The organism is Halorubrum rutilum (genome assembly GCF_024494565.1).
In genome coordinates, this window is sequence record NZ_JANHDN010000003.1 from 145,979 (window position 1) to 158,994 (window position 13,016).

Here is a 13,016-nt window from a genome sequence, read left to right on the forward strand (position 1 = left end):
CGGCGCCGTCACCGTCGCAGGGAGACGATGCGAGTGAGGTGCTGGACATAGACCTGATCGTCGTTGACGATGCGGGCGACCGCGACGCCGTCGGCGCCGGCGGGTGTGACTTCCTCGAAACCGTCGGTTCGTTGGAAGTACCGACGCCACGCACCGGCATGTGCGCTCTCTACCCGGAGGTGCAACGTCTCACCAGCCGCGTCGAACCGGCTCGTCTCCGATCCGGTGTCCAACTGATCGACGGTGGTGATCTGGACGGTCCCCTCACCGGTGACGCTGGCGTCCGCCTCTTCCGGCACCAGATCGACGATCGGTATCGTCGTCCGGTCGTACGCGGCGACGAACCGCGGGTCGGAGAGCATCACGGAACCGTCCCCGTCGCTCCGAACCAAAGCACCGGCGTCGTAGGCGATCACCGTATCCCCGTCGCGGTACGTGAGCGAGCCCGCCTGCCACTCAGCGAGCGTCACGTTATCGCCGCCGCCGGTCGTCCGGTTAAGAACGAACCGCGTCTCGCCCGACGTCGCGAGGGTACCGCCGGCCAGCCGGATCTCGGTGGCCCGACTGGGGTCGCCGTACCGCTGGACGTCCCGGAGGTTGTCGTCGAACACGTCGAACGCGCGCTCGACGTTGGCGACGCGTTCGGCCTCCCGGCGGTCCTCGACGCCGGTGATCCCGACCGCGAACACCGTGCCGATGGTGATCGTGATGAGCGAGAAGACGAGGATGTACCCGACCACGTCGCTCACGCCGCGGTCGTCGCCTCCGAACGCGCGCCGGGACGCGTCGAGGTCGACGGCGACGGTCCGAGAGCGCCGGTCGCTCATCGGTCGGTCACCTCCAACTCGTCGTCGCCCGGGTCGTACGCGATCCGTATCGGCCCGCCGGAGACGGTCGTCTCGGCGACGCGCTCGGTCGCCGCGTGCGGGACCCGAACGGTCACGTCGGGGTCGTCGGTCCGCAGCGTCACGCCGTCGTCGTCGACCGCGATCCGGTACGTGGACCCGGCGACTCGCTCGGGGAGGTCGACGGAGACGGTCACCGCGTCGGGACCGCCCGCTCCGTCCGCCCGGGCCGCCCTGACGAGCCGGTCCGCGCTCTCTAAGTTCGCCACCGTCGTCTGGCCCGTCACCTCCAGGTTCCCCCGGACGACGCGCTCGGTCTGGGAGTCGACGACCCCGCCGACGCCGACGACGACCCCCGAGAGCAGCACCGCGCCGATGGCGAGCGTCAGCACGTAGCCGACGGCGACGCTCACCGCGCGGTCGTCGCGGACGAGGCCCGACCGCCCGCCGAGCCGGCGTTCACGCATCGGGCTCACCCGGGGCGACCCGGATCGGCGTCTCGAACCGCAGGTCGGCGGTGCGGTAGCGGAACTCGATCGTCGCCGCGTAGACGGCGTCTCGGACCGTCAACGCGGTGTCGCTCTCGGGGTTCGCGTCGGTCCCCACGGTCGCGGTCACCTCCGCCTCGGCCTCATCCGCGTTCTCGAACTCGATGTCGAACGGTCCGTCGTCCTCGTCGCTCAGGCTCTCCGGCCAGACCATCGGACACGGCTCGCCGTCGAGGCGGTCGCCGGTGAGGTCGAGCACGGCGGGATCTCCGGAGGCGGGATATCGACACCGCTCCGTCGGGGTCGAGCCGTTCTCCCCGCGGGCGACCACGACGTCGCCGTCGTTCTCGTACAGGTACACCTCGTGGGTGGTGTTGGCCGCGGTGTCGTTGAGGACGACGGTGAACGCCGCGGCTTCCGTCGACGGCAGGTCGCTCCCGTTGGCGACCGAGAACGCGCGGATCCGGTCGACCTCACCGATCGTCGTCGAGTCGTTGACCGAACCGGTGAGATACTGACCCGGGGTGGTGCTGAGGAGATCGACGGCGGCGATCCCGCCTCGACTCGCGTAGCGCGCCGTCAGGTTCCGGTCGATCGCGTCGACGCTGGCCTCGATGTCCGCGTCGCTCGTCGACCCGTCTCGGTTCGCGGCGTCGAGACGCGCCCCCGTCTCCTCGACGACCGCCGCGCGGACCTCCAGCGCCTCGCCGTCGGCGGCCTCGACGCCGCGGGTGGCGACGTTCTCGCCGTAGATGCTCGCGTTCAGGAGGACCACGAGCGCCACGAGCGAGACGGCCACGACGAGCCCGGAGATCAGCAGGAGCTGACCGCGGTCCGCGTCGCGGAAGCGTTCGCGAGGGTCGTCGCCGTCGAAGGCCGGGATCATAGCTGCCATACGGTGATCCGCACCTCCACGCGATAGATCGGTCGGGTGTCGGGGTCTTCCGCGTAGAACGACTGGTCATCGTCCGCGGCGACCTGCGCGAGCGTCCTGTCCTCGTACCCGGGCATCGTCAGGTTCGCGTCGTCGGTCAACACGACGGTCCGCGTCGCCGTCACGGCGTTGTCGCTCGGCGAGCCCATGTCCACCAGCGGCGTCGACTCCCCGTACCGCGGCCCGTGCCGGAGCTCGACGTTGAACGCGATCCGCGCGTCGCGGAAGGTCCGGTTCAGCGCCTCGCCGAACCCGTTCGGCGGTCCCCCCGCGGTGAACGGCCCGGGCGTCCCCGACGCCCTGAACGAGCTCCTGTTCGGGTCCCACCGGAGCGCCGCCTCCCGCAGGTCGCCGTTCGCGGCGCTCGTCTCCAGCAGGTCGGTCGCGACCGCGCGCTGCTGGTTCTCCAAGTGCTGGTTGGACGTGCTGGCCGACAGCGGCGTGACGGCGGTCGCCTGCAGTGCGAACGTCAGCCCGGCGACGATCAGGATCGCCGCGGCGAACGCCTCCAGCGTGTGCGCCTGCCCCCGGTCGTCGATCCGGCTCATCTCACCACACCCACACCGTGAGCCGGTACTGGTCCCCGCGGATCGAGACGACCCGCTGCGAGGCGCTGACGCCGCCGCGGTCGACGCGGACCGAGTCGGTCGTGCCGCGGCGCAGTTCGAGCGCGTGCGTTCCGTACCGCGTGTCGATCGAGAGGTCCAGCGGGTCGGCGATCGGGTCCGACTCGTTCAGCTCGTGGATCGCGACCAACACCTCCTCGTCGAGCCCGAACCGGGTCGCGACGTCGTCTTCGACCCCCTCGGGGCAGCCGGCCTCGTCGGCGAGGCCGGCGTCAGGCTCGAAGAAGGCGACGGTACAGGCCGGCGACAGCACCCCGGGCTCCGTCGGCGACGCGGCGAGGAGGTCCCCCGCGAGCCCGGCCGCGACCCGGTCGCTCACGACCGGTGAGGCGGTCGCGGGGCCGGTGAACGGGTCGAACAGCGTCGGGGTGAACGCGATCACGAACGCCAGCGTCAGCAGGAACACGCTCGCGCCGACGGCGAAGTCGATCGGGGTCTGCGCGCGGGCCGTTTCGCTCGACCCGAGTCCGCGTCGCCGCGGCTCACCCGACATAGATCCACACCCCCAGCGCGAGCGTCAGCAGGACCACGGCGAACTTGACGCCGGAGATGATGTCGGCGTTCCGGATGTACCCGCTGATGAACCCGGAGAGGACCGCCTGCAGCGTCACGGCGTGGAAGAACAACAGCGAGAGCACCTCCGGGTCGACGCCCCCGCCGCCTCCGAAGCCGGCGCCGCCGGCGGCGCCGCCGCCGTCCGCCTGCGAGGAGAGCCCGCCCATCACGTCGATGAACTGGGTCTGGAGGATGGCCATCACGCCGAGCAGGGTGACGTACGTCATCACGATGATCGCCACCTGCATCCGGGTCCGGGAGACGCGGTCGCGCTCGATGTCGTCCTGGTTCTCGGAGGCCTGCGCCGCCGTCGTCAACACGTCCGTGATCTGCGAGGAGGCCTCCTGCGCCTCCGAGATGAGCTTCACCGTCCGGGCGAGCCGGGGCACCGCGTACTTGTTGTTGAACTCCACGAGGGCGTCGCGCAGGCTCATCCCGTAGTTCACCTTCGCGTGGACGACCTCGAACTCCTCGGCGAGCTGACCGGTCGAGGTCTCCGACACCGTCTGGACCGATTCGAGCAGCGTCTGTCCGGTGTCGTTCGCCGAGGAGAGCTTCCGGAGGCTCTCGGAGAGCTTCCCGGTGATCGCCCGCTTCGACCGCCGGCTCCACTCGTGGAACGCCGCGAGCGGGACCATCACGAGGTACGCCGGGACGTACACCCAGACGAACGTCGACCAGACGGGGCGGGCCACCCACCCGTCGAAGGTCGTCGGCGCGTTGCCGGTGAGCGCGGCGATCGCGACGATCGCGACCGCGGCCGGTACGGTCAGCGCCAGCGTGTACAGGGGGTTGTCGCGCAGGAAGACGTGCGGCGCCGAGACGATCTGTTTCGTCTTGTACGTCCCCTCGCGGTCGCGGATCCGGTCGAAGACGCCGAAGCGACCGACGAACCCCTCGATCAGCCCGAAGTGGAGCAGCCCCTCCTGGCTCGTCTGTCGGAGGCGCTCGCTCCCCCCGTCGGGGTGCAGGTAGCCGTCGCCGGGCTCGTCCTGCTTGACCGTGGAGACGAGCACGAGGAAGCCGATCCCGGTCAGCGGGATCAGGACGTACACCGTCGCGTACAGCAGCCGGTCGTCGGCCTCGCCCATCATCCCCATGATGACGAGGATGATGATGAGGAGGAGGGGGAACAGCGAGAGCGTCATGTACATCTCGCCGAACAGCTCCAGCGTCTCCAGGGTCATCTCGCGCTCCTGCTTCGACGTGCGGAGGTGTTTCTCCTTTTTGTCCTTCAGGAAGCTCTCCATGTCGCCGCCGGAGTTGACGATCGAGAGCATGTCGGCGAGGAACTGCGAGAGCTCGTCCGACGGCGTCTCCATCGACTGCTGGCGGATCGCGTTCCGGTAGTCGGTGCCGAAGTACTCCGTCTCGTTGACGATGCTCTGGAACTCGCGGGAGACCTCGCCGTACGTGTCCTCCGCCGTCGCCATCGCGCGTAGGATCTCCAGCTGATTGAGTCCCCCGACGGAGAGCGCGTACATGAACGAGACGGAGTCCGCGAGCAGGAGGTTGATCTCGCGCTTCCGCGAGGACGCCCGCGAGTAGGGGACCGCCACGAACCCGCCGAAGCCGAGCGCGAACCCGATCGAGCCGAAGACGAGCCCGCTGAGCAGCACCGCGGTCGGGACGACCAGCGACCGCAACAGCTCCCGGATCGCCGGCGTCGGCGCCGGCATCCCGAGCGACAGCGCGCTCGGGTCGATCAGCCCGAGCGAGAACACGCCGTACCCGACCAGCGTCCCGATCGCCCAGAGGAGGCCGCCGACGAGCAGCCCGGCGCCGAGCGCCCGGGAGACGTACATCTCCACCTGGTCCGGCATCCGCGCCTCCGCGAGCTTGCGCTCGACGTCCCCGACGAAGTCGCCGTCGGGGTCGAACAGCAGCTCGAAGACGGGGTAGAACAGCTCGCCGAGGGCGTCGCCGTCGGCGGACCCGTCGCCGACGCCCGTATCGAGGCTCACGCGGTCCACCTCGCTCGGGACACGGCGTTACCCCTCCTCCGGGGACTCGACGGTGCCGAACCCCCAGTCGCCGGCTTCGTCGCCGTCGGACTCGCTTTCGGCCTCCTCCGCGTCGGGGTCGTCCTCGGCTTCGGGCGCCGGTTCGACCGCGTCGCGCTCGTCGGGACCGGCGTCAGACACGTCGTCGTCGCCGTCCGCCGGATCCAGCACGTCGACCCCCTCCGCGAACGGCTCGTCGAAGTCGATCCCGTCGTCGCCGCCGGTTCCGTCGCTCTCGCCGTTCGAACTCGGACCGTCCGCGTCCGAGGCCCGGTCGTTCGGACCGATGCGGGGCTCCCCGTCGAGGGGAGTGACGTCGGCGACCCCCTCGAAGCCGTCGCGGGCGACCGGCTCGGCCGTCGCCTCGCCGCCCGTCGCGTCCTCGCCGTCCGCGCCCGCGTCGGGTCCTTCGGGACCGGCCGCCTCGGGGCCGAGCGCGGCCGCCTCGCGGGCCGTCTCCGCGAGCGTCTCGTGGGCGGCGTCGGGCGTCGCCTCGACGTCGCGGGCGGGGGCCACGTCGAGCAGCGCGTCGGCGACGGAGTCGGGCATCCGACCGCGGTACTCGGCGAACAGGTCCTCGGCCTCGTCGAGGATCCCCTCGACCTCCGCGCGGCCGGCCTCGTCCGGCTCCGGCCGGGGGACCATCTCCTCCTTGTCGCGGTCGACGTTGATGAGGACCGACTCCATCTCCCGGAGGTCCTCCAGCGAGCGCTCCAGCTCCTCGTTGGCCATCAGCGCGAGCACCGTCTCCGGGTCGTTGATGAACGCCTGGAACGTCGCGGCCACCTGCGCGTAGCTGTTGAGCCCGCGGTCGATGAGGTACGCGAGCACGACCCGGCGCTTCCGGAGCTCGGCGTTCAGCGTCTCGCGGCTCCACCCGCGGTCGAACATGATGTCTTCGAGGGTGTTGGAGTCGCCCATCTGGAGGAACTCGTCCGTCTCGGCCTGCCACTGGAACACGTCCTGGACGTTGATCTCGTCGTTCTCGGCGTCGTAGTGGTTGATCTCGGTCAGCGACTTGTTCCGGCGCACCTTCTTGCCCTGCACCCGCGTGGAGGTCTGGACGGAGACCAGATCGAGGGCGGTGAACATCGTCTTCGAGACGTTGATCGGCTCCGTGGTGAACCGCTTGAGCACCTCGCCGACCGTGTCCGCGTGGAAGGTCGTGTAGGTGGTGTGGCCGGTGGACATCACCTGGAAGGCGGTCCGGCCCTCCTCGCCGCGGATCTCGCCCATCACGATGTAGTCGGGGCGCTGGCGGAGCGCGGCCTCCAGCAGGTCGAACTCGTCGATGTCGCCCTTGTCGTCGTCGGAGAAGGAGGGGCGGGTGACGGAGGCGATCCAGTTGCGCTGCGGGAGCTCGACCTCGCGGGTGTCCTCGATGGAGACGATCTTCGCGTTCGAGGGGATGAAGAGGGAGACCGCGTTCAGGCTCGTCGTCTTCCCGGAGGCGGTGCCGCCAGCGAAGATCAGGCTCTTGTGGTTCTCGATGGAGAGCCACAAGAAGGCCATCTCGTCGAGCGAGAACGTCTTCCAGTTGATCAGGTCGATCGGCGTGAACGGGATCTCGTTGAACTGCCGGATGGTGTAGTTGGTCCCGTGGTCGGACACCTCGCGGCCGAGGGTGAGCTGGGCGCGGGAGCCGTCCGGGAGCGTGGCGTCCACCTGCGGGCGGCGCTTCGAGATGCCCTTGCCGGAGCGCTGCGCGAGCTTCACGACGAAGTCGTCGAGCTCGTCGGTCCCGTGATAGACGTTGGTGATGATCTGCTCGTAGTCGGAGTGGTAGACGAAGACGGGGGAGTCGTACCCGTCACAGGAGATGTCCTCGACGTTGATGTCGTACTTGATCGGGTCGATCCGCTCGTAGCCGATGAAGTCGCGCTTGAGGTAGTACAGCAGCTTCTCGACCTGGTGTTCGGAGAGGGTCTCCGGGTCCTCCGCCAGCACCGCGGGCTCGGGCCGTGCGGGGACCCTCGTCGGCCCCGACTCGGACGGCGACTCGGCGGGCGGTTCGTAGCCGAGCGACTCCGTGATCCGGGCGGCGATCCCCTCGGTGACGTCGAAGCCGAACCGGTCGACCGCGTCGTCGACGAGGTCGTCGACGAGCCCGCGGCCGCCGCCCTCGCGCTCGTAGAGGTCGTACCGGTCGAGCAGGGTGAGCGCCTCGTCGACGATCACGTCCTTCCGGAACGCCTCGTCGCCGCCGGCGATCGCCTCGTCGGCGTACTTGATCGAGGTCCGGAGCTTCCCCGTCAGGAACTCGACGAGGTCCCTCTCGATCTCGGTCCGGTACGGCTGGACCGCGTAGTACTTCACCTCGTTCTCCTTCGTCGAGCGGAACACGATCACGAACGCGTACGGCTCGTTCACCCAGTACCGCTCGATCTCGCGGAAGTGACGCTTCTTCGGCATCGGCACCGCCTTCTCTAGGTCGTACCGGTTCGCGAGCGTGGTGTCGCCCGCGGCCGTCGAGAAGAACGCGTCCTCGTCGACCTCGGGGTTGACGTTCACCGTGCGCTCGTCGACCAGGTCGGCGAGCTCGGCGGCGGCGCTCCCGCCCGCGCCGAGCAGCTCCTCGGTCCGGTCGGGGTCGAAGCCGAGCGCCTCGGTCTTGTCCTCGTGCGTGAATTCGAGGGGCTCGTCGTCCTCGTCGGTCGGAGGGGATCCGTCCTCGTCGAGGAAGTACTCGTCGCGGTAGTCGTCCCACGTGTAGTATCCCTTGGACACCGGCACTTCGTCGAGGGCGTACCGGGCCGAACACAGGTCGCGAACGACGTCGCCGACAGCCGCGGCCGCCCGAATCCGGCGGGCGGTCTCCGAGGGGTCGGACGCCGGTGTCGCTCCGGTCGCCTCGTCGGGCGACTGCGGCGGGCGCTCGGCGTCCTCTGTTGCCATGGACGTACGAAACCCGTTCCAGTTAAAAAAGGTGTCTCGCAAAACCCCGCGACTGATAATTGCCGAGCGAGCGGTTTTAGGTCGGCGGACGCCGAAGCGACGCCGTGGCACGCTCAGACGACGCTCCGGTTCGGCGCGCGCTCGGGCGCCTCCGGCGGTCGGCCGTCCGCCGGCGGGTCCGCGCCGCGATCGCCGAGGAGCTGCTCGGCACGCCCCGGAGCCTCGGCGTCGTGCTCGCGTTCGTCGCGTTCATGTTCGCGGTGGGGGTCGGCTACTACGCGCCGACCGCGGGCGACGTACCGGTTCCGCTGTGGCCGCTGTACGCGGACTCGGCGGTCGCGGTCGCGCTCGGCGGGGCCGCCCTCGCGGCGCTCGTCCCGACGGTCCGGGCCGGCGGGAGCGTCGTCGACGAGGCGCCCGCGTCGCGACCGCTGGCGTACCTCCAGACCCTCGCGTTCGTCTGGCTGGTCACGTTCGGCCTCTGGCCGCTGGTCTCGCTGAACCTCGCGGTCTCGCAGTACGTCGCCGCTCCCGACGCGTGGATCTACTACTGGGGGGTGCTCGGCACGCACCTGCTGTTCGTCGGCCTCGCGCTGCTGTTCCCCGCGTTCGGTCGGACGACCCGGGGGGCGCTGGCGCTGGCGCTCGCGCTCGCCGTCGGCAACGTCGCCCTCGACTACGGGCTCGGCTACCACCCGCCCCTCTTATACGAGCCCGGACCGCTGCTGGCGGGCTCGACGCTCGCGATCGCCCTGCTCGCCGTGTGGCTCGCGTGGCGGTCGTTTCCGCGACTGGGCGAAGACGAGTGAGCGGGCCTTGTGAACGAGTGCGAGGGCGCGGCGGGATCCACGCGAGCGAACGAAGTGAGCGAGCGTGGAGCCGGTCGCGCCCGTGACTGAGCGAAGCGAAGGAACGGGCGCGACGGGATTCGAACCGGAATCAGACGTGCTCGCTCGCTTCTCTCGCTGTGCGCGACTGATAGGATTCAAATCCCGCTTGCGCCGCTACTGCTCACTTCGTTCGCAGGTAGCGGGCGCGGCGGGATTTGAACCCGCGATCGAGAGGTTAGGAACCTCTCGCCCTGTCCGCTAGGCCACGCGCCCAATGCGGGCGGAGAAGACGTCGAAGCGGGGATCGGTCGGCGCCGCGGGGTCGGTCTACGCGCTGGTCTCTTTGTCGGTTTCGAGGTCCTCGAACTCCTCGTCGTCGTCGAGCGTCGAGTCCGCGTCGACGGTCGAATCCGCGTCGACCGACGAGTCGTCCTCGCCCTGCATCTGCTTCAGCTCGTCCTCGACCTCCTCGCGGCCCTTCTTGAACTCGCCCATCGCCTGGCCGGTCGAGCGAGCGAGCTTCGGGATCTTGTTCGCTCCGAACAGGAGGACCAGGACGAGCAGGATAATGAGGAGCTCCGGGCCCGCCGGGATGCCGCCGATCAGTGGAATCGCAGTTACCATCTCTGTCCGGCAGTAACCCTCTTGCGATTATAGTCTTTTTGCCTCGGTAGACGAGCCTCGGATCGCCGCTGAGCGGGCAACGCGCCGGGAACCGCGGCCGTCCCGGGAACCGCGACCGTGCCGGATGCGCGACCGTCCCGGGAACGCGACCCGGCCGAAAGCGCGGCCGGCGGACGGCGAAACCGTGATACGGCCGCGGCGCAAGCGATGGGTATGACAGCCGTCGGCGACGACGCCCCCGACTTCACCGCCTCGCTCGTGGACGACGACATCGAACCGTTCCGGCTGGCCGAGCATCTCGGCGACGGGCCCGTGGTGCTCGCCTTCTTCCCGGCCGCCTTCTCGAACACCTGCACCGATGAGATGGAGGCGCTCCGCGACGGGTTCGACCGGAGCGCCTGCACGCTGTTCGGCGTGAGCACCGACCTCCCGCACGCGCTCGCGGCCTACCGGACGCAGTACGAGCTCCCGTTCGCGCTCGTCGCCGACCCCGACCACCGCGCGATCGAGGCGTACGACGTGATCGAGGACTTCGACGGCTACGGCGTCGACACCGTCGCGCAGCGCGCGGTGTTCGTGATCGACGGCGGCGGGGTCGTGACCTATCGGTGGCTCGCGGACAATGCGGGACGGGAGCCGGACTACGACGCGCTGGCCGACGCGGTCGCCGAGGCGGCCGAGTAGCGTCCGAAGCGCCGGGAACGGCGACCGTCAGGCCGCGTCGCGGAGGTCCTCCAGCGCCTCCGGGTTCTCCATCGAGGAGAGGTCGCCGGGGTCCTCGCCCCTGTACACCGACTCGATCGCGCGCCGGATGATCTTCCCGGACTGCGTCTTCGGGAACGCGTCGACGAACAGCAGCTCGCGCGGCCGGAACGGCTTCCCGTGCTCCTCGCCCACGAGGGCACGCAGCTCCTCGCGGAGGTCGTCGCTCGGCTCGACGCCCGGTTCGAGCACGACGTACGCGACGACCGCGGTGCCGGTGGTGTCGTCGGGGACGCCGACCGCGGCCGCCTGATTGACGGCGTCGTGATCGATGAGGACGCCCTCGATCTCGGCCGGCCCCACCTTCCGCCCGGCGACGTTGAGCGCGTCGTCGGCGCGGCCGTGGAGGAACCAGAACCCGTCGTCGTCCTTCTGCGCGAAGTCGCCGTGGTCCCAGAGGTCCTCCCACGTCGACCAGTACTCCTCTAGGTAGCGCTCGTCGCCGGACCACAGCGACTTCGTCATCGAGGGACAGGAGTCGCGGGCGACGAGGTAGCCGCGCTCGCCGGCCTCCCGCACCGACTCGCCGCCCTCGTCGACGATGTCGACGTCCATCCCGAGCCCGGGGCCGCCGAGCGTGCAGGGTTTCAGGGGTCGGTTCGGCATCGACATCAGGAAGCAGCCGCAGATCTCGGTGCCGCCGGAGATGTTGATTACGGGGCACTCCCCGCCGCCGACCGCGTCGTGGAACCAGCGCCACGACTCGGGGTCCCACGGCTCGCCGGTCGAGCCGAGGATCCGGAGCGAGGAGAGGTCGTGGCCCTCGACCCACTCGTCCCCGTGTTTGCGGAGCGCCCGGATCGCGGTCGGCGAGATGCCGAACTGCGTGATCGAGTGCCGGTCGATCAGCTCCCAGAACCGGTCGGGCTCCGGGTGGTCCGGCGCGCCCTCGTACATCACCACCGTCCCCCCGAACGCGTGGTTGCCGATCAGCGTCCACGGGCCCATCATCCAGCCGATGTCGGAGACCCAGAAGAACCGGTCCGCGGGCTTCTGGTCGAAGCCGAAGTGGATCTCCTTCGCGCACTGCGTGAGGACGCCCGCGTGGGTGTGGACGATCCCCTTCGGCTCGCCGGTGGTCCCCGAGGAGTACAGCAGCATGGACTCCTGGTCGCTCGGGAGTCGCTTCGTCTCGTAGTCGGTCGACCGCGACGCGATCGCCTCGTCCCACGTCCGGTCGCGGTCGGGATGCCACGGGATGGGGTCCGAGCCGACGGCGTCGGGCTCGCCGGCTCCGTCGCTCGCCGGCGTCGCTCCCAGTCGGTCGTACACAACCACCTCCTCGACGTGGCCCGCGTTCGCGACCGCCTCGTCCGCGGTCGCCTTCAGCCGGACCTCGTCGCCCCGGCGGTAGAAGCCGTCGCCGGTGAAGAGGACCGACGGCTCGGCGTCGGCGATCCGGGTCGCCGTCGCCTCCGTGCCGAACCCGGAGAAGATCGGGACCGCGATCGCGCCGACCTTCAGGCAGCCGTAGAGGATTGAGACGACATCGGGCACCATCGGCATGTACAGCGCGACGGTGTCTCCGGCCTCGACGCCGACGGAGTCGAGATAGTTCGCGACGCGGTTCGTCTGTCGGGCCAGCTCGTGGAAGGTGACCTCCCGCACGTCGCCGGGCTCGCCCTCCCAGATCAGCGCGACCCGGTTCCGGTTCGGCGAGTCGACGGCGGCGTGTCTGTCGACGACGTTGTGCGCGACGTTGATCTCGCCGCCGGGGTACCAGTCGGTGAACTGCGGGCCGTCGCTGTCGTCTCGAACGGCGTCGTAGTCGGTGTAGAAGTCGATGTCGAGGTAGTCGGTGATCTCGTCCCAGAACCAGTCGACGCCGGACGCCGGCTCGCCCGGGACCTCCGAGGTAGTGCGCTCGATCAGCGCCTCGTAGTCGTCGACGTCGTACTCGCGCATGAACGCGGCGACGTTCGTCGACTCGGCGAACGCCTCGCTCGGCTCGTGTACGACCTCGTCCGTCCCCTCGTACTCGTCCATCTCGTCCGGTCGTTCCCGCGGTGACCGTAAGTAACTTTCCTGAACGTTTCCCTACCGCGGGTCCACGCACTCGCCCGCGACCTCGACGCTCTCGCCGTCGACGGCGACCGTCCCGTCGTAGAGGGCGCAGACGCCCGCGTCCCACGCGAGTCGCCCCTCCCAGTCGGCGCCGGTCACGACGGCCTCGTGCCGGCCGGTCTCGCCGACGACGACCTCGAACGCGCGGGCGACCCCGGCGTCGACGCGGTCGGACGTCTCCTCGTACGTCGTCCCGTCGTCGCCCTCGACGACCACGTCGACGTCGACCGGGTCGTCGCCGTCGTTCCGGACCGTCAGGTCGAGCCGGCCGGGATCGGTCCCGCCGAGGCCGAGGCAGCCGGCGGCGCCGACCGCGGTCGCGGTCGCGACCGTCGCCGTGAGGAGTTCGCGTCGGTGCACGGAGGAGCGGTCGGGGCCGAGACCCTTGAA

Annotated in this window: 12 protein-coding genes and 1 tRNA gene; 2 read left to right on the forward strand and 11 right to left on the reverse strand. The window is 69.9% G+C overall.

The window, feature by feature from the left end:
• Nucleotides 1-8: 8 nt before the first annotated feature.
• From NO900_RS07365 to NO900_RS07395, 7 genes are read right to left on the reverse strand one after another with little or no spacing between them, the layout of a single operon-like run.
• Nucleotides 9-827, reverse strand: coding sequence for a DUF7289 family protein (locus NO900_RS07365; RefSeq protein WP_256408576.1), 819 nt, complete (start codon nt 825-827; stop codon nt 9-11).
• A complete protein-coding gene (locus NO900_RS07370; protein WP_256408577.1) occupies nt 824-1,312 on the reverse strand; it encodes a DUF7266 family protein in 489 nt (162 codons plus the stop codon). Before NO900_RS07370 ends, NO900_RS07365 begins: the two co-directional genes overlap by 4 nt.
• A complete protein-coding gene (locus tag NO900_RS07375) occupies nt 1,305-2,228 on the reverse strand; it encodes a DUF7261 family protein (RefSeq protein ID WP_256408578.1) in 924 nt (307 codons plus the stop codon). The genes NO900_RS07370 and NO900_RS07375 overlap by 8 nt, the downstream gene beginning before the upstream one ends.
• The gene (locus NO900_RS07380; protein ID WP_256408579.1) at nt 2,216-2,815 is read right to left on the reverse strand and encodes a DUF7288 family protein; all 600 of its coding nucleotides are present in this window, start codon (nt 2,813-2,815) and stop codon (nt 2,216-2,218) included. The genes NO900_RS07375 and NO900_RS07380 overlap by 13 nt, the downstream gene beginning before the upstream one ends.
• Nucleotide 2,816: 1 nt before the next feature.
• Nucleotides 2,817-3,386: a DUF7287 family protein gene (locus NO900_RS07385; RefSeq protein ID WP_256408580.1), complete on the reverse strand. Its 570-nt coding sequence runs from the start codon at nt 3,384-3,386 to the stop codon at nt 2,817-2,819.
• Nucleotides 3,376-5,412, reverse strand: a complete 2,037-nt coding sequence (locus NO900_RS07390; protein WP_256408581.1) for a type II secretion system F family protein — start codon at nt 5,410-5,412, stop codon at nt 3,376-3,378. Before NO900_RS07390 ends, NO900_RS07385 begins: the two co-directional genes overlap by 11 nt.
• 27 nt (nt 5,413-5,439) lie before the next feature.
• The gene (locus NO900_RS07395) at nt 5,440-8,346 is read right to left on the reverse strand and encodes an ATPase, T2SS/T4P/T4SS family (RefSeq protein ID WP_256408582.1); all 2,907 of its coding nucleotides are present in this window, start codon (nt 8,344-8,346) and stop codon (nt 5,440-5,442) included.
• A 104-nt stretch (nt 8,347-8,450) separates the two neighbouring features.
• Between NO900_RS07395 and NO900_RS07400 the strand changes: the two genes are divergently transcribed.
• Nucleotides 8,451-9,155: a DUF1405 domain-containing protein gene (locus NO900_RS07400; protein WP_256408583.1), complete on the forward strand. Its 705-nt coding sequence runs from the start codon at nt 8,451-8,453 to the stop codon at nt 9,153-9,155.
• A gap of 221 nt (nt 9,156-9,376) precedes the next feature.
• On the opposite strand, the gene NO900_RS07405 is transcribed toward NO900_RS07400, so the two are convergent.
• Together NO900_RS07405 and NO900_RS07410 are read right to left on the reverse strand one after the other, a co-directional pair.
• Nucleotides 9,377-9,449, reverse strand: a tRNA-Arg gene (locus NO900_RS07405).
• Between the two features lie 54 nt (nt 9,450-9,503).
• Complete coding sequence (locus NO900_RS07410) at nt 9,504-9,800, reverse strand: Sec-independent protein translocase subunit TatA/TatB (protein ID WP_256408584.1); 297 nt, start codon at nt 9,798-9,800, stop codon at nt 9,504-9,506.
• A 213-nt stretch (nt 9,801-10,013) separates the two neighbouring features.
• Here NO900_RS07410 and NO900_RS07415 point away from each other — a divergent pair, with 213 nt between their 5' ends.
• The gene (locus NO900_RS07415; protein WP_256408585.1) at nt 10,014-10,484 is read left to right on the forward strand and encodes a redoxin domain-containing protein; all 471 of its coding nucleotides are present in this window, start codon (nt 10,014-10,016) and stop codon (nt 10,482-10,484) included.
• A 27-nt stretch (nt 10,485-10,511) separates the two neighbouring features.
• Here NO900_RS07415 and NO900_RS07420 read toward each other — a convergent pair whose 3' ends face one another.
• On the reverse strand, nt 10,512-12,548 hold the full coding sequence (locus NO900_RS07420; RefSeq protein WP_256408586.1) for an AMP-binding protein: 2,037 nt from the start codon (nt 12,546-12,548) through the stop codon (nt 10,512-10,514).
• Between the two features lie 51 nt (nt 12,549-12,599).
• Entirely contained in the window at nt 12,600-12,986 is a 387-nt protein-coding gene (locus NO900_RS07425; RefSeq protein ID WP_256408587.1) for a hypothetical protein, read from the reverse strand.
• Nucleotides 12,987-13,016: the final 30 nt, after the last annotated feature.

Excerpts from the sequence above, each read along its gene's own strand:
- NO900_RS07385 (WP_256408580.1), bottom strand. The coding sequence starts at position 3,386 with ATGTCGGGTGAGCCGCGGCGACGCGGACTCGGGTCGAGCGAAACGGCC.
- NO900_RS07375 (WP_256408578.1), bottom strand. The coding sequence starts at position 2,228 with ATGGCAGCTATGATCCCGGCCTTCGACGGCGACGACCCTCGCGAACGC.
- NO900_RS07410 (WP_256408584.1), bottom strand. The coding sequence starts at position 9,800 with ATGGTAACTGCGATTCCACTGATCGGCGGCATCCCGGCGGGCCCGGAG.
- NO900_RS07415 (WP_256408585.1), top strand. The coding sequence starts at position 10,014 with ATGACAGCCGTCGGCGACGACGCCCCCGACTTCACCGCCTCGCTCGTG.
- NO900_RS07365 (WP_256408576.1), bottom strand. The coding sequence starts at position 827 with ATGAGCGACCGGCGCTCTCGGACCGTCGCCGTCGACCTCGACGCGTCC.
- NO900_RS07420 (WP_256408586.1), bottom strand. The coding sequence starts at position 12,548 with ATGGACGAGTACGAGGGGACGGACGAGGTCGTACACGAGCCGAGCGAG.
- NO900_RS07395 (WP_256408582.1), bottom strand. The coding sequence starts at position 8,346 with ATGGCAACAGAGGACGCCGAGCGCCCGCCGCAGTCGCCCGACGAGGCG.
- NO900_RS07370 (WP_256408577.1), bottom strand. The coding sequence starts at position 1,312 with ATGCGTGAACGCCGGCTCGGCGGGCGGTCGGGCCTCGTCCGCGACGAC.
- NO900_RS07380 (WP_256408579.1), bottom strand. The coding sequence starts at position 2,815 with ATGAGCCGGATCGACGACCGGGGGCAGGCGCACACGCTGGAGGCGTTC.